Origin of the sequence: Clostridium sp. C8-1-8 (genome assembly GCF_009928445.1) — a bacterium.
Classification (GTDB): domain Bacteria; phylum Bacillota; class Clostridia; order Clostridiales; family Clostridiaceae; genus Clostridium_AR.
In genome coordinates, this window is the sequence record NZ_JAABNO010000039.1 from 1 (window position 1) to 25934 (window position 25934).

Genomic DNA, 25934 nt, shown 5'->3' on the forward strand with positions numbered 1-25934 from the left:
CAACTCATGGAACTTTAAAACTAAATGAAGATGGAACTTTTACCTATACTCCAAATAAGGACTACAATGGATCAGACAGCTTTAGCTTTAAAGCAAATGATGGAGATGTTGATTCAGCACCAGCAACAGTTAGTATAACTGTTAATCCAGTGAATGATACACCAAGTGCTTTTGGACAAAGCTTAAACACAGATGAGGATAAGATCTTAAGTGGAACAGTTACAGGTTCAGACGTAGATGGAGATAGCTTAAAGTACTATGTAGTAAAAGCACCAACTCATGGAACCATAAAGCTAAATGAGGATGGAACCTTCACCTATACTCCAAACAAGGACTACAATGGACAAGATAGCTTTAGCTTTAGATCAAATGATGGAGATATTGATTCAGCACCAGCAACAGTTAATATAACTGTTAATCCAGTGAATGACATACCAAGTGCTTTTGGACAAAATTTAAACACAGATGAAGATAAAGTTTTAAATGGAACAGTTACAGGTTCAGATGTAGATGGAGACAGCTTAAAGTACTATGTAGTTAAAGCACCATCTCATGGAACCCTAAAGCTAAACGAAGATGGAACCTTCACCTATACTCCAAACAAGGACTACAATGGATCAGACAGCTTTAGCTTTAAAGCAAATGATGGAGATGTTGATTCAGCACCAGCAATAGTTAATATAACTGTAAAACCAGTAAATGATGGACCTACAGTAGATTCAAGCTATAGTAAGAATACTCCATATTACAAACCAGTATCAGGATCCGTAATAGGTGCTGATGTAGATAATGATAAGCTTACTTATTCAATTTCTTCTTTTAACAAACCAACTAATGGTTCAGTAGTTATAAATGAGACTACAGGACAATGGACTTATAGTCCTAAGAAAGGCTTCAGTGGAAATGATAGCTTTATGGTTGTTGTAAGTGATGGCAAAGGAGGAACAGCTACTACTACTATTTTTATAAAAGTTCTTAATGCAGACCCTACAGTAGAAAACTATTCTAGAACTACTACTATGAATAAGTCAGTATCAGATAGCATAGTTGGACTTGATGAAAATAATGATGAGTTACTATACGCCATAGTAAGTGAACCGAACAATGGAAGTATAACCTTAGATTCGAAGAGTGGAAGATGGAGCTACACACCTAAGACAGGCTTTAGTGGAAATGATAGCTTTAAGGTATCTGTAAGCGATGGTAAGGGTGTAACTGCTGTATCAAATGTAAATATAACTGTTGATGCTACTCTTAATCTTCTAGGTACAGTAACTGATCAAATTACAGGAGTTATATTGCCAGGTTCTACTGTTGAACTTAGAGATTTATCAAACAATCTTGTAGCTACAGTAGTATCTAATAATAATGGAAATTACTATTTTAAAAACATAAAATTGGGTAGCTACAACTTATTAGTTAAGAACTCAAAGTACAGTACTCAAACTCTTTCAGTAGGTGTTGCTAAGGATAAGACTTCAACTGATGAGGTCAGAGTAGATGCTAGATTGGTTAACTTTGTCATAAGTTTAAATGCAAATCCAACAACTATTATTGGAGATGGAATTCAGACTACCACCCTTACAGTAAAGGTTACAGATAAGAATAATAAGCCTTTAGCCAATACTGAAGTTATCTTCAATGCTCCTATGGGAAGCTTCCCTAATGGAAGTGTAGTTAAAACTGATAGCAATGGTTTAGCTAAAGTACTTTATAGATCTGCTAACATTGAAAGTGTAAAGAGCGTAAGTGTACCAGTAACAGCTGTAGTAGAAGACAAATCAAGAGGCTTATATGCTTCAGAGAAAATAACTATTAATTTTGAGCCTGGAACTTTAACTGGAGTTGTTGTGGACAATACCACAAAGTTGCCTGTAAAAGATGCTGTTATTGAGGTATCAAAAGACTTTAACAATGATGGGGTTATAGATTTCTATACGAAGCTTATAACTGGAGCTGATGGTAAATATAAGATTGCTATACCTAAGGGTGGAGTAACCTATGATGTTAGTATTACTAAACCAGTAGTTATAGGAAATCAAACTAAAATGGTTACCTTTAATCAGAAGAGTACAGTAGATAGCATTACTGGAACTGGTAATGAGTCCTTTACTTCGGATAAAACTGCTGCTGGATTAGTATTATTTAAGAAACCTAATGGTGAGGATTCACTGTTAAAAGATTACTCTAACCTAAGCTTTGATGTTTATGATAGCGATGATAAGTTAATTTCATCAGGAGTAAGTACTCATATATATAATTCAGCCAATGATAAAGGTGTATTTAGTGCAGATGGATTAGAAAAAGGACAAGAGTATAAATTTGCAGTAAAATATACTCTACCTAATGGACAAAAGATTATAATTGGTAGTATGAAGGTCGCTATGAATCAAGATGGAGAAATCAATCTTAGTTCTGCATTGATTGACCCATATGGTACAATAACTGATAGTATAAGCCATAAAATAATTACAGGTGTAAATGTTAAATTATACTATGCAAATACTACTAGAAATATATTAGCAGGAAGAAAGCCTGGAACTCTTGTAGATTTACCTAAAGTTGCAGAGTTCCCACCAGCAGACAATGCTAACCCTCAATTCTCTGATGACTTTGGTAAGTATGCATATATGGTATTCCCTGATGCTGATTACTATGTAGTTGCAGCAAAGGATGGATATGAAACTTATACAAGTCCAGTTATATCAGTAGGTAAAGAAATAGTAAAGCATGATTTTTCAATGAATGCTAAGGCTGCAGCAGAAGTTATTAAACAGTTACCTAAGACTGGATCAGAAGTTGATATGAATGGATTAGTTGCACTTGGAACCATATTAATACTTTCAGGATTAGGCTTGACTCTTAAACCTAAGAGAAGCTAATAAACTCATTAGTAAGCTATTAATAGTAATAGCTAAAGAAATAATTAGACACTGTTGATGAATAATCAGCAGTGTCTCTTTTATTTATTCACATTCCGGATTTTTATAGTAATTAATTATTTGTGTAGGCTCATCAAAGCATCGGATTATTTACAACTTAATTTCAACAGAGCTTTTGTTAAAATGATAGGTATTTATTCTGCCCAGTGCTTCACAAAATATACTATATTTGATAGAATATTTATGTAATAAATATGATAATTTATAAACAAGTTACACAAGGCTCGTCTTCAATTATTATTGGAACGAGCCTATTTTCTGATATAAAGTAGGGGGCAGTATTAATGGAACATAAAGAGTTCACAAAGGGACAGTTTTTAGAAGCTAGTGCAAGAATAAAAGAAGTCTTGAAAGATACTAAACTTATTTATAGCAACATTTTTAGCAAGGAATCAGGAAATGAAATATATATAAAACCTGAGAACTTACAAGTTACAGGAGCGTTTAAGATAAGAGGAGCCTACAATAAGATAAGTAAGCTCACTAAGGAAGATAAGGAAAAAGGTCTTATAACTTCTTCAGCAGGTAATCATGCTCAAGGGGTTGCTCTAGCAGCTCAAAAATTAGGTGTTAAGGCAACTATTGTTATGCCAAAAGCAACTCCACTTATAAAGGTAGAAGCAACTAGAAGCTTTGGAGCAAATGTAGTACTTCACGGAGATTGCTACGATGAAGCTTACGAAGAAGCTAAAAGATTAGAGAAAGAGAATGGATATACATTTGTGCACCCGTTTAATGACGTAGATGTTATAGAGGGACAAGGTACTATAGCTATAGAAATTTTTGATGAGATAAAAGATATGGACTGCATAATAGTTCCTGTTGGTGGAGGAGGGCTTATAAGCGGAATAGCTGTAGCTGCTAAACTTATAAATCCTAATGTTAAAATTATAGGGGTAGAACCAGAGGGAGCTAATGCAGTTAAGTTGTCATTAGAAAAGAATAAGGTAGTATCTCTCGAAAGTGTTAAGACTATAGCAGACGGTGTTGCTGTAAAAACCCCAGGAGATCTAAATTTCTCAATAATAAAAGAATATGTGGATGAAATAGTTACAGTTTCTGATCTAGAGGTAATGGAAGCATTTCTAATACTTTTGGAAAAGCACAAGCTCATAGGTGAGACCTCAGGGGTTCTTCCACTAGCAGCGCTGAGAAAGATTAGAGAGAAAGACAAGAAGATAGCCTGTGTTATAAGTGGTGGTAATATAGACGTTTTAACCATTGCAGCCATGATAGACCGAGGACTTGTATCCCGTGGAAGAAAGTTCTGTTTTACTGTAGAACTACTAGATAAGCCAGGCCAATTACAAAGAATATCTCAAGTTTTAGCTAGTGTTAATGCCAATATAATTAAACTAGACCATAATAAGTTTAAAACCTTTGATGCATTTATGAAGGTTCAGTTGGAGGTAACTGTAGAGACAAATGGACATGAACATGTTCATTTGATAACTGATGAGCTTGAGAAAAATGGATTCAAGATAATTAAGGTGTATTAAATAACTAAAATTTTAGTAGTATAAAGTCACAATATTTAGTTGGAGGTTATTATGAGCAAGATTGAATTAGTTATTTTTGATATGGATGGATTGATGTTTGATACTGAAGTTGTATCTAAGAGAGCGTGGAAAGAAGCAGGAAAGTTATATGATTATGAGATTTCAATGGAATTTGCTTTGGGTCTAATAGGAATGAACAGAAACTCTATAGCAAATCACTTTAAAGAGACCTTTGGTGATGCGTTTCCTTTCGAAGAAATATATATGAAACATGGTAAGTTTATAGATAAGATAATAGAAGAAGAGGGGCTAGGTATAAAAAAAGGACTAGTAGATATTCTTGAATTCTTAGAGAAAAATAATATAAAAAAAGCAGTAGCTACCTCAAGCAGCAGAGATAGAGCAGCAAAGCTTCTTAAGCTTGCTGGAATCTATGATAAGTTTGATAGAATTATTTGCGGAGATGAGGTTACTAAAGGAAAGCCAGATCCTGAGATATTCTTAACAGCATGCGATAAATTAGAGGTTACACCTGATAAGGCAATAGTTCTTGAAGATTCAGCAAGAGGCTTAGAGGCGGCTGTAGCAGGTGGTATAAGATGTGTCTTAATTCCTGATTTAGTTGAGCCTTCAGAAGAACATGTAAGGAAGGCTTATGCAAAGGTAGCTGATTTAATAGAGGTTATCAATTTAAAGAAATTATTTGAAGAAATATAAACCGGTGCTATGACTTAGGCTAAAGATGTACCAGTTAAATCTGAAAATATAAGCTTTTATATAGATGTACCACTTCATAATAAAATTTATATTTTCAAATTCTCTTCCCAAAACCTAAAGGTGTTTTGAAAATAGATTTCGGATTGAAGTAGTACATCTTTATAGATTCACTAACTCAACTATTAATTATGCATGACCTAAAATCTTCAAATGTTGCGATTTTCGAGCGTGTATAAATTAAGTGTATTTTTATAAATCTTTCTTTAAGTAGATATTCATAGAGATAGCAAGTGAAAGTGACCAAATAATAAATAATACGAATAGGACTATCAGTTTTAGTACATTCTCTGATAAAGTACTTAGATAATTGACAATATATGTAGCAATATTATTGCCCAGTAAATTGAATATAGCAGTAGGGATAAATATGGCACCTAACATGAGGAACATACTGATATATCTGGATTTTAGATATCCTAATTTGAAGTATATAGGGTAATAGACTGAACTTAAAAATATAATACTAGCAAAGCAACCTATTGCATCTTCAAAAGTCATTAATCTATTAAGGGTACTAAAGCCTGAGTACTTAACCAATGAAGTAAATATAAATGAAATACATATACTAATAATTAGATACACAATTATAGATAAATACTTAGCGTATACTATATCTCTTCTATTGATTGGAAGGCTGTTTAACATTAGGTCAGAACTGTTTTTATCATCATAAGCACAGGCATAACTAATAAAAAGATAAGCTATAACTGACGGAACTGCAATAAAAATTCCATCTGGGGTAGAAGCTCTTGATAATATTAAGCTGAAAATGAAACCATATAGTATAGCAATATAGATAGACTTTTTTTGTATTAATAAATCTTTAAATACTAGATTGATCATCTTTTATCACTCCTTACAGAATAAACCATTATGTCTTCTAGAGAAGCTCTTTCAATAAGTACTTTATCACCAAAAATTTTAGTTACCTGTGCACTGTTATTGGTTAAGGCTTCAAAACCAAAAGAATTTTCTCTTATATTTATAAAATAGGTACTGTTATCCTTGTGTAGCAATGACTTATCGCCTTTTACAATTTTATAAGTTTCCAGTATTTCATCTTTTTCTTTGGAAAATAGTATTCTTCCATTGTTTATGAAAGTAATATAATCAGCTATTTTTTCTAAGTCTGTAGTTATGTGGGTGGAGAAAAAGATAGCTTTATTTTCATCTTGAATTATAGAATGCAAAATGTCTAACATTTCGCTTCTGAAAACAGGATCTAAGCCTGAAGTTGGTTCATCCATTATTATAAGTTCAGCATTATGAGAAAGCGCTATAGCAAGGGAATATTTCATTTTCATCCCTTTAGAAAGAGCTTTTATCTTTTTATCTTTAGGGATAGAGAACTCAGACAGATACTTATTAAAGCTATTATTATCCCAAGATTTATAAAAGCGACACATAATATTCTTCATCTCTTCTGTATTTAACTCTTCGTAGAAGTGGGGTTCATCATAAACAAAACCTATTTTTTCTTTTACTGTTCTTTCGTGAGATATGTTATCTAAACCAAATATTTTTATAGTTCCAGAATCCTTTTTTAGAAGGTTCATTATAAGTTTTATAGTTGTACTTTTTCCAGCTCCATTAGGTCCGATAAAACCCATTATATATCCACGCTCAAGCGTAAGATTTAAATTAGTTAAGGAAAAGTCCTTATAGGATTTTGAAAGGTCTGATATCTCTAAAATATTATTCATATAAATCCTCCAGAGTGTTATTTACTGCTATCATATAAAATTTGCAGCATATCCTTTAAATCATCTAAAGATAAATTTAATAAATTAGCTTCATCTAATACTTCAATTAATTTATCTTCAATAAGCTTTAAATGCTTTTCTTTCATTAATTCTTTATTCCTTCTAGATACGTATGAACCTTTGCTAGGGATGGTCTCAATAAAACCTTCGCCTTCAAGTTCTTCATAAGCTCTTTTGGTTGTTATTACGCTAATCTTTAATTCTTGAGCTAGACTTCTAATAGAAGGAAGCGCATCACCTTCAGATAGCTCGCCTGTGAATATAAGATTTTTTATTTGTGTAGATATCTGTTCATAAATTGGTTCTCCAGATGTATTCGAGATAATTATTCTCATATAATAAGCTCCTTTGCAAAGAAGTAGTGTATATATACTGTATATAGACAGTATATACAGAGTCGAATAGTTAGTCAATTATTATTTTAGAATTTATATGAAATAGCTATCATACTTTTTATGAAAATAATATAAGATAATTAAAATTGATGATAAAAATGTACTATAACGTTAAAATATTTTTATTATTGCTAAAAATTCCCTAGATTAATATACAATAAATGCTATAATTTACTTAAGTAAAGTAACTATTACTATGAAATAATACATTAAGCATATATAGAAAATGGGAGGATTATTATGAGTTTAAATTGGAGTTTAAAAGAAATTTATAGTTCTTTTGAAGGAGCGGATTTTTTAAATGACTTATCAAAAGCTGATAAGTTTTCTGAGACATATGAGGAAATGGCTGAGAGGATATGTTCTTCTCATGATGATGAAACAAATAAACTAGAAGAATATATAAATACATCTATAGAACTTGATAACTTGATAAGAAGATTATTTTCTTTTATAAATCTTACATTAAGTGTAGACACAAAAAACAAAGAAGGATTGAAGTATTCTGATATTTTACAAGATAAAGTAAGTAGATTTGCAGAGCCAGAGGCTAAGATAAAGAAGTGGATAGGGGAGATTAAGGATATAGACAAATTAATAGATGCTTCAGGACTTTTATCTGAACATAAATTTTTCCTAACAGAGATTGCTGAAGGAAGCAAGTATATACTAAGTGATAAAGAAGAAGCCTTGATTGCTAAGCTTCGTAATACTGGTTCTAACTCATGGTCAAAGCTTAGAGATCTTTTAACTTCTACAGTTTTAGTAGATATAGACATAGATGGAGAAAAGAAAGAACTTCCTCTTACTGTTGTCAGAAATATGGCAAATGATAAAGATCCTAAGGTGAGAAAAGCTGCATATGAGGCAGAATTAGCTTCTTATAAAAAAATAGAAGATGGAGTGGCAGCAGCGCTAAATGGAATAAAAGGAGAAGTTATTACAGTAGCTAAGCTAAGGGGATATGAGTCTCCTCTTGAAGAAAACTTAATAAAGTCAAGAATGGATAAAGAATCTTTGGAAGCAATGCTTACTGCTATGAAAGAAAGTTTACCTTCTTTTAGAAAGTACCTAAGAAAGAAAGCTGAGCTTTTAGGCTATAAGAATGGTCTGCCATTTTATGAACTTTTTGCACCTATGGGAGATGTAAATATGGAGTTTCCATATGAAAAAGGGCAAAAGTTCGTTGAGGATAATTTTAGAACATTTAGCGATAAGCTTGCAGACTTTGCTAGGATGGCTTTTGATAAAGATTGGATAGATGTAATGCCTAAGGAAGGGAAAGTTGGTGGTGCATTCTGTTCAGGTCTTCATTTTATAAAAGAAAGTAGATTCTTATTAAATTATGGGGGAGCGTTTAGTGATGTGGTTACTTTAGCTCATGAACTTGGTCACGGATACCATGATTATTGTGTAAGAGATAAAAGCCCGTTAAACTCAGATTATCCTATGCCTATAGCAGAAACTGCATCTACCTTCTGTGAAACTATAATAAAGAAGGCTGCTGTAAAGACTGCAACAAAAGAGGAAGCTTTCTCAATATTAGAAACTGAGATTGGAGACTGTACTCAAGTAATAGTTGATATATATTCAAGATTTTTATTTGAAAGTGAGTTATTTAGAAGAAGAGAAGAAAGTGCTTTAAGTGCAGAGGATCTAAAGGAAATAATGCTACAAGCTCAAAAAGATTCTTACGGGGATGGATTAGATCCAGAATATCTACATCCTTATATGTGGGCATGCAAACCACACTATTACGATGCTGCATATAATTACTACAATTTCCCTTATGCCTTTGGACTACTATTTGCCAAAGGACTTTATGCTGAATATTTGAAAAGAGGAGAGGAGTTTGTAGAAGCTTACGATAATCTTCTTGCAGTAACAGGAGATAGGAATATAGCAGATGTTACTAAGGTTATGGGAATAGATATACACTCTGTAGATTTCTGGAGAAGCTCATTAAAGATAGTGGAAGAGGATATAGAAAAGTTTATAGAACTTAGCAAAGAAAGATAATATAAGGAGGTATAGTAGTGTGGTAATCAATATACACTACTATACCTCTATTTTACATAGTTATTTCTATTCTATTTCCCTCTGCATCTAGGATGCAACTTTCATAATATCCATCTCCAGTGGTTCGTGGACCACTTATAAGGGCGTAGCCATCGTTTACTAATATGTTTGTAAGGTCATCTACTTTTTCTTTACTTCCCACTGAGAATGCTATATGAGCATAACCGAAGCACTCATAACTTTTGGAAACATTTATTGAGAGTATGGTGGGTTTCTCCATTATTTCTAACTTAGTCCCATCATCAAAGGATAGAAAATAAGAGCTGAATCTTGTTTTCTCATTATAATACTTCTCGTTATATGTTGCATTAAAGTATTTTACATAAAAATCTTTTGTCCTTTCTAAGTCTCTAGTCCATAATGCTAAGTGTGCTATTCTCATTGAATCAACCTTTCTTTTAATTTATTAAAGATATATTTAACATAAATGTTGAAACTAAATAATTAGTTATAAGTTAGTAGGAATTAAATCATAAGATGATTTAATATTTAACCTCAACACTATGTTTATTACCTATAAAGTACTTTTTAATGTAGTTACAGTAAGTTCTTTAATAATATTGTATCATATCCTTGGACTACATATACTATTATAATTTTAGGCTTTTTAAATTACCTTATTGAAATAAAGTAGCCAGAACTAAGATACATTAATGTTGCCTAAATTAAAAACCAATTAAAATTTACAGGTAATGCTTTTGAATTCCAATGATAAGGTCTTTGTGGAAGTATAAGAAGCTTTTATGTAGCCAATTGGATTTATGATTATATATATGATAAACTGTACTTGTAAAGAGCAATTATTAAGTATGTAATATGTACAAGTGTATGTACTTTAAATATTAAACAAAAGTTAATTGATATAAATTTATATTAATTTATATATGGAGGTTGTTTGATGATAAAATTAATCGCAACAGATATGGATGGAACATTACTTAATAGCAAGGGGGAGCTTCCAGAAGGTTTTTTTGATACTTTAGATGAGTTAGCAGATAAAGGTGTAATATTTGTAGCTGCTAGTGGAAGACAATACTATACTTTGGCAAATAACTTTGGAAAAGCTAAGGACAAGATGTTATTTGCGGCGGAGAATGGTTCCTTTGTGGTTCATAATGGAGAAGAGTTATTTTCAAAGACTTTATCTAGAGATATTGCGATGGAGATAGTGAGGGATGTAAGGGAAATAGATCACTGCCATGCCGTTGTTTGTGGGAAGAAGTGTGCTTATATAGAGTCTGAAAACACTTTATTCAATAAGGAAGTAGAAAAATATTATCATAAGATGATGAAGGTGGATGATTTAGAGTCAGTTGAAGATGATATTTTAAAGATAGCAGTATACGACTTTAAAGGTTCAGCAGAAAATTCCTATAAGATACTCAATGAAAAGTGGGGAAAAGAACTACAACTAGCAGTTTCAGGTCAAAATTGGCTAGACCTAGGAAGAAAAGACGTTAATAAAGGCGTTGCTATCAACTTTCTTCAGGAGAAGTTTAATATAACCCATGAAGAAACAATGGTATTTGGAGATTATTTTAATGATGTTCAAATGCTTCAAAATGCTTATCATAGTTATGTTATGATTAATGCTCCAGAAGAATTAAAAAAGTATGGAAGATTTATAGCTAAAAGTAATGATGATAATGGTGTAATTGATGTAATTGAAAGAGAAGTTCTCAAAAAAGATGCGTAAATTACACTTCTATACAAGGTACAATAAATGACTAATAAAAAGTCTTTTATTGTACCTTTATTAATTCTCTCAACTATTAATATGATAATTTAATCATGTAAAAAGTAATGGTTTATCAAATATAGATATATAAAAAGTGAAATTTACAACAACCTAAAATCCTAAGTAATAATAGGCAAATTGAAGTTATGTGGTAATAATTACATATTAATAAAATTTTAAAATAGTATATATTACTTGTAAAAAATAGCAATATTATAGTAATATTATAACAAGAATCTCAAATTTAGTATGCTAATTATGAGAAAATTATATTTGAGTCAGTAGTTATTATGGGCAATGTGCAGAGGAAAGCTATACTACTTGATGAGAGAATTTAGGAAATATAGCTAGAGTTAAAGGGTAAAAAGACTTTGAATTTATAAATGCTTAGGGGAGGGTTATATGATAAAGTATAGGAGTTGTTTAGAGGTAGGTATTGATGATGTATTCAAAGCATTTGAAGATGGATTTTCGGACTATATTATCAAATTTAATATAACTAAGTGTGAATTTGAGAAAAGGTTCTTCGGAGCAGAAGGAAATTCAAAGGAAGATTCTTTTGTTGTATATGATGGGACGAAACCTATTGGCCTTATGTTAGGAGGAATAAAGGATTACGAAGGAGTAAAAACCTTAAGATGTGGGGGATTGGCTATACATCCGGAGTATAGAGGAGGCTGGATAAGTAAAAGGTTGTTCCAACTTCACCAAGAGACTGCTCAGAATAAAGGCTGCAGCCAACTGTTCTTAGAAGTGATAGTTGGAAATGAAAGAGCTATAGCTTTTTATAAAAAAATGGGATACTGTAAAGTCTATGATATATCCTACTACTCTAATGATAATTTAGGAAACTTAAAAAGGTATCATAATAAAAAAATAGCTTTAAAGAGCATATCAGTAGATCAGTATAAGGATGTCTGTAGTAGATATGATGGTCATATGAATTGGCAAAATAGTTTTGAATCCGTAAGTCTATCTGAAGATTACTGTTATTATGGAGCTTTTTTTGAAGGTAAACTGATAGGTGGGATGAGTATAAATCAATCAGGTAAGTTAGGTTTTATCTATGTAGATAAGGAATTCAGGTATAAAGGAGTAGGATCTTCTATGACTACTTATTCTGTAAAAGAATTGGCCTTAAATATGATTACAACTAACTTTGCCAATAATAGCAGTGCCTTCGGCTTTTTAGCTAAAAATGGGTTTAAGAAAGTAGCATTATCCCAATATGAGATGTATAAGGTTCTATAGAGTTTCTAATTCAACTATTAATTTATTATACATGCTTGAAAATCCTAAAGAGTAGGATTTTCGAATAAGTATAAATTAAGGTTCTATATAGAGCTCATTAAATAAAATTTACTAGTTGAAGCTTTAAGATAATATGTATAATATATAAATTAAGGGATAAGGGGGGATATTTATGGTACCATTGATAAAAGCATTTATGAAAGCTGTAAATGACATCCATGATGCTATTATACAAAGTGCTCAGCAATCAGGATACAACTTTACAGACAAGCAGCTTCACTTCATAATAATAGGTATAGCTGGAATGCTGATTTTTGCAGTAACTCAAATAGCGTTTAGGAAGCTTTCCAAGTATAGTATAACAGCTATATCCTTTATATACACATTTACAGTACTTTTGGTTATAGTATTTGGTATAGAGATAGAGCAGAAGATAACAAAACGTGGGAATATGGAATTTGCAGATATAGTAGCCGGCGTGTGGGGATTTTTGTATATATTTATAATCTATGTAATAATAAGAATAGTATCATACCTCATAAAACAACATTCAAAAAAAGGCAAGGAAAAACAAAAGCTAAAGTATTGACTATGTAATAGACGAATACTATAATTTAGGTGACAATTTAATAAGTTCTTATAGGTGCTTCTATTGATATACACTAGAAGGTAAAAGGGAAAAAGGTGAAAGACCTTTGCAGCCCCCGTTACTGTGATGATGACAAAATCTGCATTAGATCCACTGAGTTCATGCGTTACTGTTTCAATATTTCTATCTTTAAAAGCTTTTATAAAAAGCATTTATAGCATAGTTTTAGGGAACGAGAGTTTTTTGCATAACTTGGGAAGGAGCAGAAAGTAGGATGATTCAAAGCCAGAAAACCTGCCATAAGAAAAGTTAATTTTCCGGGGTGGAAAAGTTACTAAAATATAAGCTGTTTTATGGTTTACTCCTTAACATAATGGAGTTATCTGTTTTATAAAAATGCGTTGCTCTAAGCTAAAAAATACCTTAGAGGAATATTTTTATATAACAATTGTTTATACATACAGTAATTATAGTGCTTGTTTTAAGAGGGCCTCCTTAGGGAGGTCCTCTAATTTTTTTACAGTATAACAACTTCTCATTATAAATATAATGTTTAAAGGTTTAGGCTATTCATTAAAAGTGAAGCTTATTGAATTCAAAGAATTTGCTAATATGGGTTTGAAAAATTTATATAGTTAAAAGTCAGTGTCTATTGGCGATTGTTATTGGGGGATTGAGGCAAGATGAAAGAATTGTACTTTATGGAAAATATAAAACCACTATATACAGATAAAATGCTTGAAGCAAAAAAAAGAGTAGATCACTTAGTGAAGCCTATAGGAAGTCTTGGAAAGCTTGAAGATATGGCTATAAGATTAGCTGGGATAACTGGAGCCTTGAACAATCATGTAGATAAGAAAACTATTGTCATAATGTGTTCAGACAATGGTGTTTGCGAAGAAGGGGTAGCTTCTGCTCCACAGATAGTTACTGCAACTCAAACAATTAATTTTTTAAAGGGGATAACAGGAGTTGGAGTTCTAGCAAGACACAATAGCTGTGATCTAAAGGTTGTAGACATCGGAATTAAGGAGGATATAACTCATAAATCATTAATAAACTGTAAGATAAGGAAAGGTACTTCTAATATAGCTAAAGGCGAAGCAATGACTAGAGAAGAAGCAGTTAAGGCAATTAAAGTTGGGTTTGATTTAGTTTATAAGCTTAAAGAGGAAGGCTATAAGCTTATAGGAACTGGAGAGATGGGCATCGGCAATACTACTTCTAGTTCATCAGTACTTATGGCTTTGACTGGATGCTCTATAGATAAAGCAGTTGGTAGAGGAGCTGGTCTTACGGATCAGGGAATGAAAAAAAAGCTTCAGGTTATTAAGCAAATTCTAGAGGTTAATAAACCTAATGCTGAGGATCCTATAGAAGTACTTCATAAGGTTGGAGGCTTTGATATAGCTGGTCTTGTAGGGGTATATTTAGGGGCAGCAAGTTGCAGGCTTCCTGTGGTGATAGATGGTTTTATTTCTGCGATAGCAGCTCTTTTGGCTTATAGAATAGAACCTTTATCCAAAGAGTTTATGTTTCCTTCTCATATATCCTTAGAAAAAGGTTATAACTTGATTATGGAGCAGTTAGGTTTAGAACCTATTTTAGATTTAGGTATGAGACTAGGTGAAGGGTCTGGATGCCCTATAGCATTTAACATAATAGAGGCTGCTACCAGGGTAATGAATGAAATGGCTACCTTTGAGGAAGGAAATGTGGATTTACAAAATTATAAAGGATTATGGGAGAATAAATCATGATTACATTAGTAACTGGAGGAGCAAGAAGTGGAAAGTCTTCCTTTGGGGAATCACTGCTAAAGGATTTTTCTAAAGTTTTGTATATAGCGACTTCAATACCCTTTGATGATGAGATGAAGGAACGGGTAAAAAAACATAAGAATCAAAGGCCTGATTATTGGGATACCTTAGAAGCTTATAAGAACTTTAAAGATGCATTTAGTAATATAGGTTGTCAAGAATATGATGGAATAATCTTAGACTGTATAACCATAATGATTTCAAATATATTACTAGAGAGTTTTAACGAAGATAAAGATAATGACTATGGATTGATTGAAGATAAGATAATTTACCAAATTGATGAACTTATAAAGGTACTTAAAGATACAGGCTGCAAGGTTGTTATTGTTACTAATGAAGTAGGAAGCGGCATAGTACCAGAAAATAAATTATCTAGAGAGTTCAGAGATATCGCAGGAAGAGTAAATCAAAGAATAGCAAAAGCAGCGGATGAGGTTTATTTGGTGGTTTCGGGATTACCTGTAAGAATTAAGGGGGAGTAAATTGAAAAATCTTATTTTGATCATACAGTTTATGACTAGGATACCAATAAACTTGAGTTTAGAAGTGAAAAGAGAAGATTTTGCTGATGCAGTGAGGTATTTTCCAATTGTAGGTGTTATAGTAGGCTCTATAGATATGCTTATATATCTTGTGACCAGCACCTTTTTTCATGGGGCCCTTCCAAGTGTTTTTACTATATTATCGCATATTATCATAACTGGAGGTCTTCACTTAGATGGCGTAAGCGATACAGCCGATGGTATTTTTTCCGGAAGAAATAAGGAAAGAGTGCTGGAAATAATGAAAGATAGTAGAGTAGGAACCTTCGGAGTTTTAGCACTAATAATTATCATACTTCTAAGGTTTGTAGCAATAGAAGATATGCCAAAGATGAACCTATATAGCGCGCTTTTTATATCTCCTGTTATAAGTAGGTCCCTTGCTACACTTCTTATGTACAAGAGAAGGTATGCTAGAGAAAGCGAAGGATTAGGAGACTTATTCATAGGAAAGATTTCTAAAATGACTTCATTTTTAGCTTTGTTTATAGGAATAGGTGTAACTCTCTTAGCTGCTAGACTTAATGGTCTCATAGTTATACTTGTAGGAGTAGTCTTTACACTGATTTTTAGAACCTACATCGAAAAAAGACTAGATGGAGTTACAGGAGATATTTTGGGGGCAAGTATTGAGTTAAATGAAGTTATTGTCTTAATAGTTTTCAATTTGCTTATGTAAGGCAACTAATATGAGTTACTTAATAGAGAAGTGTTTACTTTGATGGGGGATTTCTTAATGAAGTTAATTTTTATAAGACATGGAGAAACTGAGGCAAATAATAAAGGAATATATCAAGGAACTTGCGATTATCCATTAAGTGATAACGGAACTATACAAAATATAAATTTAAAGAACAAACTTACACAAATCAATATTAACAAAGTTTATTATTCAGGCTTAAAAAGAGCAAAAGTTACTGCAGATATGGTTTTTGATTTTTCTAAGAAACATATAAAGTTTTTAGAGGAAACAGCCTTTAATGAGATTGATTTTGGTAAATGGGAAGGAAAAGATTACAGATATATAGATTCCAATTACCATGATGAATTTCAGAGTTTTATTAAGGATTATGGAACTTTTACCTTCCCTGAAGGAGAAAGTTTTAAGGATTTTTATTCCAGAGTGAGCTTAGGGATTGAGAAAGTGATAAATGAGTCAAAAGGAGAAGAAATTGTAGCTGTAGTTGCACATGGAGGCACTGTAAGAGCTGCGATTTGTCATCTTTTATCGCTAGGACATGAAGCTTTTTATAAGTTTAATATCAATCATGGCTGCTACACACTATTTACCATATATGAGGGAAGTGCGGTTTTAGAAGTTTTGAACTGCTAGATAAGTTAGATGAGAAAAAATTCACTGAAGAGGGTTGCTTTAGGGACTTTTTACTGTAAATGAAAGTGTAAAACTTTTGCTAGCTAAAGCTAGTATTTTCAATGGTTAATAGTGGCTATATATGATAAAAAGTAAAAATAAAGGAGGAAGATCAGTTGAAACATATAAGGAGAATTACAATAATATTTTTTTCACTAATTATTGCTTTATCATTAGGTGCTTGTCAAAAGCAAGAAGCTAAAAAGGAACAGGTTAAAGGAATAAAGATTACAGACTCTTATAATAGAGAGGTTGCATTAGATAAGGTTCCGCAAAGAGTTGTTACCTTATCCCCAGGAGCTACAGAAACTATATTTGCATTAAAGAAAGAAAATGTATTAGTTGGTAGATCAGACTATGATGATTATCCAGTGGCTGTTTCTAAGATAGAAAAGGTTGGAGGATTGGAAAATCCTAATATAGAAAAAATAACAGAGCTTAAACCTGATTTAGTTATAGCAGGGGCTCACTTTTCAAAGGAGGTTCTTAAGAAGCTTGAGGACTTGGGAATTAAGGTAGCTGTACTTTATGGAGAAGACAGTTTCGATGGAGCTTATAAAAATATTTTAGATACTTCAGAAGTACTTGGGGTAAAAGAAGATGGTCAAAAGATAGTAGATGGAATGAAAAAGAAGGTAACTCAAGTAGAAGATAAGCTTAAGAACGCTAAGAAAGTTAAGCTATATTATGTTGTAGACTTTGGAAAAGAGGATTATACTGCAGGTGGAGATACCTTTGTTGGCCAGCTTATAGAAAAAGCTGGAGGAGATAATATAGCTAAGGATGTGAAGGGCTGGAAGTATAGTTTTGAAAAGATAGTTGAGAATAACCCTGATACAATAATAGTATCAGATAAATATGATGCTAAAAAAAGATTTATCCAATCAGATAGATATAAAGATCTTTCAGCGGTTAAAGCAAATAAGGTTTTTGAAATAGATGATAACATGCTGGTTAGGCAAGGGCCAAGACAGGCAGATGGATTAGAGGCTCTAGCTAAGATCCTTCATCCGGAAGCTTTTTAAGAGGTAATAAAATGAAGAAAAAGAGATTGTTAGTAGGTCTCATTATACTGCTTATAGCATGTTCTATAATATCTATTACCATTGGTTCAGCCTCTATAAAAGCTACTGAGGCGGCTAGACTAATATGGTTGAAGATAATAGGGACGAATATAGATTCAGTATATGGAAAGATAATATTTGATATAAGATTACCAAGAGTAATATTGGCTATGACAGTAGGTGCAGGACTTGGAGTAAGTGGGGCTGTATTTCAAGGAATATTTAAAAACCCAATGGCTGATCCATATATACTTGGAATATCTTCAGGAGCGGCTTTAGGAGCCACATTAGCAATAATATTAAGACTAGAAGCAAAGGGCTTATTTTTTACCACTATTTTTGCTTTTGTTGGGGCTTTTGTTTCCCTACTATTAGTATATAACATAGCCAAGGTAGGCAAAAAGCTTCCTACAGCTACTTTATTACTTGCCGGGGTAGCTATAAACTTTCTTTTTTCTTCAATGATATCTCTTTCAATGATTCTACATAGAGAGGCTATGGAAAGAATAGTTTATTGGACCATGGGAAGTTTCAATGAAGCTTCATATAAACAGATAATTGTTGTATTACCTATAGTAGTATTAATCTCCTTCATATTTAATTTATCTTATAGGCAGCTTAACATAATGGCGTCTGGAGATGAGGCTGCATATACCTTAGGGGTAGAGGCTGATAAGTTAAAGAAGTATATTATACTACTGAGCTCAATTATGGTTGCTGTAATAGTATCAGTTAGTGGAGTCATAGGCTTTATAGGACTTATAATTCCACATATAGCAAGGTTAGTAGTGGGTGCCAATCATAGAGAACTTATACCATTCTCCTTCATACTTGGAGCCCTGTTCTTGCTTACATGTGATACTTTGGCAAGGACAATAATGGCACCTACTGAGCTTCCTGTTGGAGCTATCACTAGTATTTTCGGAGCTCCATTTTTTATATATCTTCTTTGGAAAAGAAAGAGAGGATGAATATGTCCATAATTGATATCATACAATTGGAATATGAGGTTAATAAAAGTTTAATACTAAAAGGTATAGATATTAGCTTTGAAAAAGGTAAGTTCTACTCTATAGTGGGCCCTAACGGAAGTGGGAAAACAACTTTAGTGAAAAATATAATAAAATATATTTCTCCAAGCAAAGGTAATATAGTGGTTTCAGAGACTCCTATTAATAAGATAAAAGCAAAGAATTTTGCTGATATTATAAGTTATGTGCCTCAAGATACTTTACTTGAGCTAGAGTTTAGCTGTTATGATGTAGTTATGATGGGAAGAAGTAACAAGATTAAGTTTCTAGGTAATGAGAAAAAGGATGATATGGAAAAAGTCCTTGAAGCCATGATGACTACAGGAACTCTTGAGCTAAAAGATAAGCTTATAACTGAAATTAGTGGGGGAGAAAGACAGAGGGTATTACTTGCAAGGGCTATTGCTCAAGAAAGCCAGTGCATAATATTAGATGAACCATTGTCCCATCTAGATATAAAGCATCAGCTTGAAATCTTAGAAAATTTAATAAATATAAAGAAGTCTGGCAAAACAATAATTTCAGTATTACACGATATAAACTTGGCTTTAAAATATTCTGATAATACAGTTATAATGAAGGATGGAAAAATATTTGCCAATGGGCCAACGGAGAAAGTAATAACTCCTTATAATATAAAAGAAGTTTATGGTGTGGATTGTAAACTGGTATCAATTGGAGAGGAAAAACATATAATATTTACTAGAAATTAGATAAGGTTCATAACTACAATTCATGTGTGTCCTAAAATCATAGGGTTGGTGATCTTAGGACACGTATAAATTGGTTTATGATATAGAAAAGGCATCACTACTTAGCAGGAGGCTTTGCAGTGGTGCTTTTTGTGTAAAGAGTTTCTCATAAAATCATCTGATAACTTAACTTCAACAGGGGACTTTAACAGAAAATATAACTATTAAACATCAAATATGCTACTTATAACTCGTCCATCTACACCTTCTAGTTCTTTTCCTATTATCTTTGCAATAGTAGGAGCTTCATCTATTAGGTTCATTTGACCGATATTGTAATCTTTCCTTATAGTATCTCCACTTACTAAGAAAAAGGTCTGATAATCTTCCTTGAAAGGAGAATAACCATGGGTGGCTTTATCATACTTTTCACCAACATCTTCTATAGCGTCTCCATCTAAGTCGTTTGAAAAGTAATATCCTTTCTTAGCCTCAAGCATAAGTGTACAATTTTTATCTACACCTAAAGGCTTTAGGTCGTCACCGCTTATTATCTCTTCTATGCAGTCATCATTATTTTTTGAAAAGTCTTTAATTAAATCGATAATTTTATTTTGTAACTCTTCAGTAGAATCCTTTATATATACATAGGCAGAGCCATCGCAGTTATTCATATAAACCTTAGGTTCTAAGAACGTACCTTTTTCATCCTTAGTTATATAGCCTTCTTTTAAAAATACAGTGTTTAACTTGATTATTTTTTCAGTATCAATAAGTGAGTGATCTCCCAACAATATTATAGTAGAATTTTTATAACATTCATTATTATTTACTACTTCTAGTATTTTTCCTAGCCTAGCATCATGTCTTCTTAAGGCATGAGTTACCTCCTCGTTTTCCGTACCATTATGATGCTTCATAGTATCAACATCTGTAAGATGAAGCATGAGGAAGTCTACCCTCTCTTTTTTTAACAGATAAAGAGCGCACTCAGTGGAAAAGTTATCAAGCTCAGGCTGTTTTTTGCCTTCTCTTAAGTAACCGTATTTAAAGTTCATGAGTAATTGATATATAGGACTTCCACTGCATAAGGATACCATTGCCTGAGTATGCCACCAGCGATTTGCAAATATCTCTGGGATATTATAGTCTATCTTAGCCTTACCTGTTACTGGCCATAATATAGCTCCAGTAGTATAACCTTCCTTCTTAGCTAAGTCATAAATTGTTTCTCCATCAACTTGTGATCTAAACCAAAACCAATCGGAAGAAGCTCTATAGTGTTGCAACAATATATTGTTTATTACACCATGATTAACAGGCTTCTTGCCAGTCACTATTGAAGTATGAGCTGGATAAGTTAGAGATGGATATATACTATTAACTTTATAAGAATATGAACTAGATTTAAGTAGCTTCCCAAAGTTTGGTAGAGTTTTTAACAAATCAAAATCTTTTCTTCCAACACCATCTAAAGATATTATTATAATAGGATTAGCTTTCATATAATAACCCTCCTAAGTAATATTAGACAAAGTAATCTTAAACTTTAGATATACTTGTCCAAAAAGTTATTTTCATACAGCTTCTAGTCATATGAAATATAGGCTAATACAACTTATGAGTTGCCTAAGTTATTTAAAAATCAGAAAAGGCAGCTACATAAAAAAATCACTAATGAAACTGGCATTAGCAATTTGTTTATTGTATTCCTAACACTAGTATAGGCTTCTATTTTAGAAATTAAAACCCTTATGGAGTTACATTTACTAATATTTAATATTTTTAGCTAAAGATGTACCACTTCAATTGGAAAATATAAGTCTTATTATGAAGTGGTACATATTAAAGCATTATTTTGAAGTTATGTGGGTATTCAATTAGATACTTTGATTAGCTTAAATTAAGCGTAATACTTTAAATGAGTATTAAATACCTGTTGACAATGTTTACAGTGATGGTATAATATTAATATAATCAAATAATAGTATTAGGATTGTTACTGGTTAGCAGGCAAAACCTAAATTAAAGTATGCTATATAGGCATGTTTTAATTTAGGTTTTTTTTATATACTGCCGCGGAGGTACATAAAAAGCTGCTAAGCTAATTCCTAGTATTAGCTTTATTAAATAAAAGACAATCTCCGGAGTGATAACATGAAAATAGAAAAGGTATTAAATAACAATGTTGTTACAATCATTGATGAAAATGGTATTGAGCAAGTGATAATGGGTAGGGGAATTGCATTCAAGAAAGTTTCAGGAGATGAAATAGAAGAAAACAAAATAGAAAAGATATTTAGACTAGATAGTAAGAATGACTCTGAGCGATTCAAAAGTTTATTAAATGAGACACCTATGGAATATGTTGATATATCCCGTGGTATTATAAAGTATGCTGAAAAGACTTTGGATAAGAAGTTCGAAGATGTTATATTTTTAGCACTAACAGATCATATAAACTTTGCAATTAAAAGATTCAAAAATGGACTACCTATTAAAAATGAGATGTTATGGGAGATAAAAAGAATATACAGAAAAGAATATTCAATAGGTATGTGGGCTATTAACTATATTAAATATAAGTTAGGTATAGATCTTCCAGAGGATGAAGCAGGATTTATTGCACTTCATATAATCAATGCTACTCTTGGTGAAAGCATGCCAAATACTATGAATATAACAAAGCTTATCCAAGATATTCTAAGCATAGTGAAATACCACTATAAGATGGATATTGACGAGGAATCTCTTAGTTTTCATAGATTTACAACTCATTTAAAGTTTTTTGCTCAAAGGATGTTTAGTAGTAAGCAGGAGTTGTCAGGCGATGATAGCTTATACGAAGTAGTCAAAGATAAATATCAGGCTTCCTATCTTTGCGTAAAGAAGATAAGAGACTACATAAAAGTAACCTATGATTATGAGCTTACTGATGAGGAAATGGTATACCTAATACTTCATGTACAAAGGCTTACAAGCAAAAAGGTTTAATAATTAAATATCAGGTTTTAGGATTGTTACTGAGTTCAATTTTTAAGAATAAGTATTGTTAGATATATAAAATTAATTCTTAAAAATTCGTTAAATTGCAGGCAAAACCTAAATTGAAGGTAAGTGGATTTTTTATCTATAAACAATCCGATTTACTTCAATTTAGGTTATTTTTTTATCTTTAGAAAGTAGGCTGCAATCTAATAATATAAATTTGTAAAATAACATAACCAGAAAATTATTAAATAGATATGTTTTATCAAGTCTATCTGACAACTAGTTTTAAAAGATATTATAAATTATAAAGGTGGATGAATTATATGGATTATAAAAAATTAGCGATGGAAATTCTACCTCTAATAGGAGGAGAAAAGAATATAGAAAGTGCAACTCATTGTGCTACTAGATTAAGATTCGTGTTAAAAGATGATGGTCTAGCTAAGACTAAGGACTTGGAAGATTTAGATGGAGTAAAAGGAGCATTTTTAAGCTCTGGTCAATTCCAAGTAATAATAGGTCAAGGTTCAGTTAATAAAGTGTATGCAGAACTAGTTAAGGGAACTTCAATACAGCAATCTTCAGTAAGCGATCAGAAGAAGGTTGCTATGAAGAAGATGAATCCACTGCAGAGATTTGCAAGAATGTTATCAAATATATTTGTACCTATTATTCCTGCAATAGTTGCATCAGGACTTCTTATGGGAGTACTTGGGATGTGTACAAAGTTTGGATGGCTTGATGGAAAGAGTGGAATGTTCCAACTTCTTGATATGTTTTCAAATGCAGCCTTTGTATTTCTTCCAGTGCTTATAGCCTTTTCAGCTGCGAAGGAATTTGGTGCGAACCCATATCTAGCAGCAGCTTTAGGTGGTATATTGATACATCCAAATCTTCAAAATGCTTGGAATGTGGGCACAGGTATTGAGAAATACATTAATATATTTGGATTTAATGTTGGTATGGTTGGTTATCAAGGAACAGTATTACCCATTCTTATAGCGGTTTGGGTTATGTCTTATATAGAAAAGGGTCTAAGAAAGATCGTTCCTAACGTACTTGATATTTTACTAACACCGTTCTTAACTCTTATGATAACAGGATTTTTCTCATTCCTAATAATAGGACCTTTGGGAAGATTCTTAGGTGACGGAATATCCTTTGGACTACAAGGCTTATATAACACTGCTGGACCAGTAGCAGGTTTGGTTTTTGGTGGATTATACTCAACAATAGTTATTACAGGGGTTCATCATAGTTTCCATGCAGTAGAAGCTGGATTAATAGCTAATAAAGCTATAGGTGTTAACTTCCTATTACCAATATGGGCCATGGCAAACGTTGCTCAAGGTGGAGCAGCTCTTGCAGTTTACTTTAAGACAAAGAATGAAAAGATGAAAGCTATTGCTATGCCAGCATCAGTTTCCTGTCTTTTAGGTATAACAGAAGCGGCTATATTTGGTGTTAATCTTAAGTTAGTAAGACCATTTATTGCAGCTGCTATAGGAGGAGCTTTAGGTGGTGGATATGTTACTTTAATGAAGGTTGGAATGAGTGGTATAGGTGTAACAGGAATACCAGGAATTGCGCTAGTAACTGGTTCTACAATGCTTCATTATATAATAGGAATGGCTATAGCTTTTTGCGGTGCATTCATAGCAACTAGTATATTAGGTTTTAAAGAAGAAGTTGAAGCTAAAGAAAAGAAAGTAGATTTAAAAGAAGGCGTTGTTGAAGTTATAAAAAGCCCAATGAATGGAGATATTATCGATCTTAAGGATGTTCCAGATAGTACTTTTTCTTCAGGAGTTATAGGAAAAGGGGTAGCAGTAAATCCTAAGGATGGAAAAGTTGTCTCACCAGTTAGTGGTACAGTTTCTGCAGTATTTGATACAAAGCATGCTATAGCAATAACATCAACTAAAGGTGTTGAAATTCTTATACACATAGGAATTGATACTGTAAAGCTTAATGGAGAAGGATTTACAGTACATGTGGAGAATGGAGATATAGTAAGAGAAGGCGATTTAATTGCAGATATAGATATTGATTTCATAAAGAAGAATAACCTCTCACCAATTACACCTATTATTGTTGCTAACACTGATGATTACTCAGCTATCAATGTTATAAAAGAAGGAACTACTGTTGGTCAAGAAGGAATAATAGAGGTAAGAGTTTAGTTTATTAAAGCATGCATTAATATAATGCATGCTAGCCTATTTTAAACTATAAAATATTGTGAAGTTAATTGTATTAATATCCTTAAACCCTTACTAATACTATATATTTATATGATTATATAAATATAGCAATATAAGAATTTAAGAATTTAAAAAGTTATATTTTTAGTTGTAATATTAGACAGTTTAAAATTATGAGATTTAGTTTTAATTTAACTTAATTAACAAGGAGAGGTTTTATGAATAGTATTTTTTGTATTGGAGAGTTATTGATAGACTTTATATGTTCCGATGTTAATAGCAGCTTAGTAGATGGAAGCAATTTTATAAAAAAGGCTGGGGGAGCTCCAGCCAATGTTACTTCGGCAATAGCAAAGTTAGGTGGCAAGGCTTATTTTGGTGGAAGTGTAGGAAGAGACGCTTTTGGTTTATTTTTAAAGAATACCATTGAAGAGGTTGGAGTTGATACTTCATATATGAAACTCATGGAAGATAAAAGCACTACCTTAGCATTTGTTTCCTTGAAAGATAATGGAGAAAGAGATTTTATATTTAGTAGAGGAGCAGATGAAGCTTATGAGTTAAGTGAGCATGAGTTATCTAAGATAATAAATAACAAGATAATTCATTTTGGATCTGCCACTGCTTTATTGAGTGGAAGTTTAAAGGCTACCTACACTGATTTGATTTATAAAGCAAAAGAAAATGGAACCTTTATTTCCTTTGATCCTAATTACAGAACTGACTTGTGGAAAGGCAGAACAGAAGAGTTTGTAGAGGTTTCGAGATGGTGTATGAAGCATGCTGATTTTGTGAAGGTAAGTGATGAGGAAGCTCTTCTTATATCAGGCAGAACTACAGTAGAAGAAGCAGCAAAAGCTATTGCTTTAATGGGCAACAGTACAGTTGCAGTTACTTTAGGAAGAGAAGGTACGTTAATCACTAATGGAGATACTACTGCTGTTATAAAAAGTGTAAGTATAAAATCCATAGACTCTACAGGCGCAGGTGATGCCTTTGTAGGTGCAGTTCTATATAAGCTAGCTCAAGCAGAGGAACCTAAAGTATCTGTTAAAAATATGGAAGCAATGAAGGACATTATAACTTTTGCAAATAAAGTGGGTGCTATTGTATGTACTAAGTTAGGAGCGATAGCTGCTCTTCCAACTTTATCGGAAGTCAATGATTTTAAGTAGGTGATTA

At 32.3% G+C, this 25934-nt stretch carries 22 protein-coding genes and 1 riboswitch; of the genes, 17 read left to right on the forward strand and 5 right to left on the reverse strand.

Going from position 1 to position 25934, the window contains the following annotated elements; translation table 11 throughout:
- The 3 genes from GXK57_RS23870 to GXK57_RS23880 form a co-directional block, all read left to right on the forward strand.
- Window positions 1–2882: tandem-95 repeat protein (locus GXK57_RS23870; RefSeq protein WP_160680523.1), on the forward strand; the 2882-nt coding region annotated here is incomplete at its 5' end.
- A gap of 344 nt (window positions 2883–3226) precedes the next feature.
- Window positions 3227–4441 carry a threonine ammonia-lyase gene (gene ilvA / locus GXK57_RS23875; RefSeq protein ID WP_160680524.1) on the forward strand — a complete coding sequence of 405 codons (1215 nt, stop codon included), beginning with the start codon at window positions 3227–3229 and terminating at the stop codon, window positions 4439–4441.
- A 51-nt stretch (window positions 4442–4492) separates the two neighbouring features.
- Window positions 4493–5158, forward strand: a complete 666-nt coding sequence (locus GXK57_RS23880; protein ID WP_160680525.1) for an HAD family phosphatase — start codon at window positions 4493–4495, stop codon at window positions 5156–5158.
- A gap of 249 nt (window positions 5159–5407) precedes the next feature.
- Here GXK57_RS23880 and GXK57_RS23885 read toward each other — a convergent pair whose 3' ends face one another.
- The 3 genes from GXK57_RS23885 to GXK57_RS23895 are packed head-to-tail and all read right to left on the reverse strand — an operon-like array spanning window position 5408 to window position 7316.
- Window positions 5408–6061, reverse strand: coding sequence for an ABC-2 transporter permease (locus GXK57_RS23885; RefSeq protein WP_160680526.1), 654 nt, complete (start codon window positions 6059–6061; stop codon window positions 5408–5410).
- Window positions 6058–6921 (reverse strand): ABC transporter ATP-binding protein, encoded by an 864-nt coding sequence (locus GXK57_RS23890; protein ID WP_160680527.1) that lies wholly within the window; start codon window positions 6919–6921, stop codon window positions 6058–6060. Before GXK57_RS23890 ends, GXK57_RS23885 begins: the two co-directional genes overlap by 4 nt.
- Window positions 6922–6938: 17 nt before the next feature.
- A complete protein-coding gene (locus tag GXK57_RS23895) occupies window positions 6939–7316 on the reverse strand; it encodes a GntR family transcriptional regulator (RefSeq protein WP_160680528.1) in 378 nt (125 codons plus the stop codon).
- A gap of 300 nt (window positions 7317–7616) precedes the next feature.
- On the opposite strand from GXK57_RS23895, the gene GXK57_RS23900 reads away from it, so the two are divergent.
- Complete coding sequence (locus tag GXK57_RS23900) at window positions 7617–9395, forward strand: M3 family oligoendopeptidase (RefSeq protein ID WP_160680529.1); 1779 nt, start codon at window positions 7617–7619, stop codon at window positions 9393–9395.
- Between the two features lie 52 nt (window positions 9396–9447).
- On the opposite strand, the gene GXK57_RS23905 is transcribed toward GXK57_RS23900, so the two are convergent.
- Window positions 9448–9837: a VOC family protein gene (locus GXK57_RS23905; RefSeq protein WP_160680530.1), complete on the reverse strand. Its 390-nt coding sequence runs from the start codon at window positions 9835–9837 to the stop codon at window positions 9448–9450.
- A 516-nt stretch (window positions 9838–10353) separates the two neighbouring features.
- Here GXK57_RS23905 and GXK57_RS23910 point away from each other — a divergent pair.
- From GXK57_RS23910 to GXK57_RS23955, 10 genes are all read left to right on the forward strand, one after another.
- On the forward strand, window positions 10354–11151 hold the full coding sequence (locus tag GXK57_RS23910) for a Cof-type HAD-IIB family hydrolase (protein ID WP_160680531.1): 798 nt from the start codon (window positions 10354–10356) through the stop codon (window positions 11149–11151).
- A gap of 444 nt (window positions 11152–11595) precedes the next feature.
- Window positions 11596–12444, forward strand: coding sequence for a GNAT family N-acetyltransferase (locus GXK57_RS23915; RefSeq protein WP_160680532.1), 849 nt, complete (start codon window positions 11596–11598; stop codon window positions 12442–12444).
- A gap of 172 nt (window positions 12445–12616) precedes the next feature.
- Window positions 12617–13033, forward strand: a complete 417-nt coding sequence (locus tag GXK57_RS23920; protein WP_160680533.1) for a hypothetical protein — start codon at window positions 12617–12619, stop codon at window positions 13031–13033.
- A gap of 35 nt (window positions 13034–13068) precedes the next feature.
- Window positions 13069–13350, forward strand: a riboswitch (cobalamin riboswitch).
- 366 nt (window positions 13351–13716) lie between these two features.
- Window positions 13717–14793 (forward strand): nicotinate-nucleotide--dimethylbenzimidazole phosphoribosyltransferase, encoded by a 1077-nt coding sequence (gene cobT / locus GXK57_RS23925; RefSeq protein WP_160680534.1) that lies wholly within the window; start codon window positions 13717–13719, stop codon window positions 14791–14793.
- Window positions 14790–15338, forward strand: coding sequence for a bifunctional adenosylcobinamide kinase/adenosylcobinamide-phosphate guanylyltransferase (gene cobU / locus GXK57_RS23930; protein ID WP_202127783.1), 549 nt, complete (start codon window positions 14790–14792; stop codon window positions 15336–15338). Before cobT ends, cobU begins: the two co-directional genes overlap by 4 nt.
- 1 nt (window position 15339) lies before the next feature.
- A complete protein-coding gene (cobS, locus tag GXK57_RS23935) occupies window positions 15340–16077 on the forward strand; it encodes an adenosylcobinamide-GDP ribazoletransferase (protein ID WP_160680535.1) in 738 nt (245 codons plus the stop codon).
- Window positions 16078–16134: 57 nt separating this feature from the next.
- The gene (locus GXK57_RS23940; RefSeq protein WP_160680536.1) at window positions 16135–16731 is read left to right on the forward strand and encodes a histidine phosphatase family protein; all 597 of its coding nucleotides are present in this window, start codon (window positions 16135–16137) and stop codon (window positions 16729–16731) included.
- A 155-nt stretch (window positions 16732–16886) separates the two neighbouring features.
- Complete coding sequence (locus GXK57_RS23945) at window positions 16887–17795, forward strand: ABC transporter substrate-binding protein (RefSeq protein WP_160680537.1); 909 nt, start codon at window positions 16887–16889, stop codon at window positions 17793–17795.
- An 11-nt stretch (window positions 17796–17806) separates the two neighbouring features.
- On the forward strand, window positions 17807–18805 hold the full coding sequence (locus tag GXK57_RS23950) for an iron ABC transporter permease (RefSeq protein ID WP_160680538.1): 999 nt from the start codon (window positions 17807–17809) through the stop codon (window positions 18803–18805).
- A 2-nt stretch (window positions 18806–18807) separates the two neighbouring features.
- Window positions 18808–19578 carry an ABC transporter ATP-binding protein gene (locus GXK57_RS23955; RefSeq protein ID WP_160680539.1) on the forward strand — a complete coding sequence of 257 codons (771 nt, stop codon included), beginning with the start codon at window positions 18808–18810 and terminating at the stop codon, window positions 19576–19578.
- A gap of 203 nt (window positions 19579–19781) precedes the next feature.
- Here GXK57_RS23955 and GXK57_RS23960 read toward each other — a convergent pair whose 3' ends face one another.
- Window positions 19782–21062, reverse strand: a complete 1281-nt coding sequence (locus GXK57_RS23960; protein WP_160680540.1) for an ectonucleotide pyrophosphatase/phosphodiesterase — start codon at window positions 21060–21062, stop codon at window positions 19782–19784.
- 652 nt (window positions 21063–21714) lie between these two features.
- Here GXK57_RS23960 and GXK57_RS23965 point away from each other — a divergent pair.
- From GXK57_RS23965 to GXK57_RS23975, 3 genes are all read left to right on the forward strand, one after another.
- Window positions 21715–22551 carry a PRD domain-containing protein gene (locus GXK57_RS23965; protein WP_160680541.1) on the forward strand — a complete coding sequence of 279 codons (837 nt, stop codon included), beginning with the start codon at window positions 21715–21717 and terminating at the stop codon, window positions 22549–22551.
- A gap of 320 nt (window positions 22552–22871) precedes the next feature.
- Entirely contained in the window at window positions 22872–24731 is a 1860-nt protein-coding gene (locus tag GXK57_RS23970; RefSeq protein ID WP_160680542.1) for a sucrose-specific PTS transporter subunit IIBC, read from the forward strand.
- A 239-nt stretch (window positions 24732–24970) separates the two neighbouring features.
- Window positions 24971–25927, forward strand: coding sequence for a carbohydrate kinase (locus GXK57_RS23975; RefSeq protein WP_160680543.1), 957 nt, complete (start codon window positions 24971–24973; stop codon window positions 25925–25927).
- Window positions 25928–25934 lie beyond the last annotated feature (7 nt).

Bases quoted from the DNA above. Each gene is read 5' to 3' on its own strand.
- ilvA (WP_160680524.1), top strand. From the start codon at position 3,227: ATGGAACATAAAGAGTTCACAAAGGGACAGTTTTTAGAAGCTAGTGCA.
- GXK57_RS23880 (WP_160680525.1), top strand. From the start codon at position 4,493: ATGAGCAAGATTGAATTAGTTATTTTTGATATGGATGGATTGATGTTT.
- GXK57_RS23885 (WP_160680526.1), bottom strand. From the start codon at position 6,061: ATGATCAATCTAGTATTTAAAGATTTATTAATACAAAAAAAGTCTATC.
- GXK57_RS23890 (WP_160680527.1), bottom strand. From the start codon at position 6,921: ATGAATAATATTTTAGAGATATCAGACCTTTCAAAATCCTATAAGGAC.
- GXK57_RS23895 (WP_160680528.1), bottom strand. From the start codon at position 7,316: ATGAGAATAATTATCTCGAATACATCTGGAGAACCAATTTATGAACAG.
- GXK57_RS23900 (WP_160680529.1), top strand. From the start codon at position 7,617: ATGAGTTTAAATTGGAGTTTAAAAGAAATTTATAGTTCTTTTGAAGGA.
- GXK57_RS23905 (WP_160680530.1), bottom strand. From the start codon at position 9,837: ATGAGAATAGCACACTTAGCATTATGGACTAGAGACTTAGAAAGGACA.
- GXK57_RS23910 (WP_160680531.1), top strand. From the start codon at position 10,354: ATGATAAAATTAATCGCAACAGATATGGATGGAACATTACTTAATAGC.
- GXK57_RS23915 (WP_160680532.1), top strand. From the start codon at position 11,596: ATGATAAAGTATAGGAGTTGTTTAGAGGTAGGTATTGATGATGTATTC.
- GXK57_RS23920 (WP_160680533.1), top strand. From the start codon at position 12,617: ATGGTACCATTGATAAAAGCATTTATGAAAGCTGTAAATGACATCCAT.
- cobT (WP_160680534.1), top strand. From the start codon at position 13,717: ATGAAAGAATTGTACTTTATGGAAAATATAAAACCACTATATACAGAT.
- cobU (WP_202127783.1), top strand. From the start codon at position 14,790: ATGATTACATTAGTAACTGGAGGAGCAAGAAGTGGAAAGTCTTCCTTT.
- GXK57_RS23940 (WP_160680536.1), top strand. From the start codon at position 16,135: ATGAAGTTAATTTTTATAAGACATGGAGAAACTGAGGCAAATAATAAA.
- GXK57_RS23950 (WP_160680538.1), top strand. From the start codon at position 17,807: ATGAAGAAAAAGAGATTGTTAGTAGGTCTCATTATACTGCTTATAGCA.
- GXK57_RS23955 (WP_160680539.1), top strand. From the start codon at position 18,808: ATGTCCATAATTGATATCATACAATTGGAATATGAGGTTAATAAAAGT.
- GXK57_RS23960 (WP_160680540.1), bottom strand. From the start codon at position 21,062: ATGAAAGCTAATCCTATTATAATAATATCTTTAGATGGTGTTGGAAGA.
- GXK57_RS23965 (WP_160680541.1), top strand. From the start codon at position 21,715: ATGAAAATAGAAAAGGTATTAAATAACAATGTTGTTACAATCATTGAT.
- GXK57_RS23970 (WP_160680542.1), top strand. From the start codon at position 22,872: ATGGATTATAAAAAATTAGCGATGGAAATTCTACCTCTAATAGGAGGA.
- GXK57_RS23975 (WP_160680543.1), top strand. From the start codon at position 24,971: ATGAATAGTATTTTTTGTATTGGAGAGTTATTGATAGACTTTATATGT.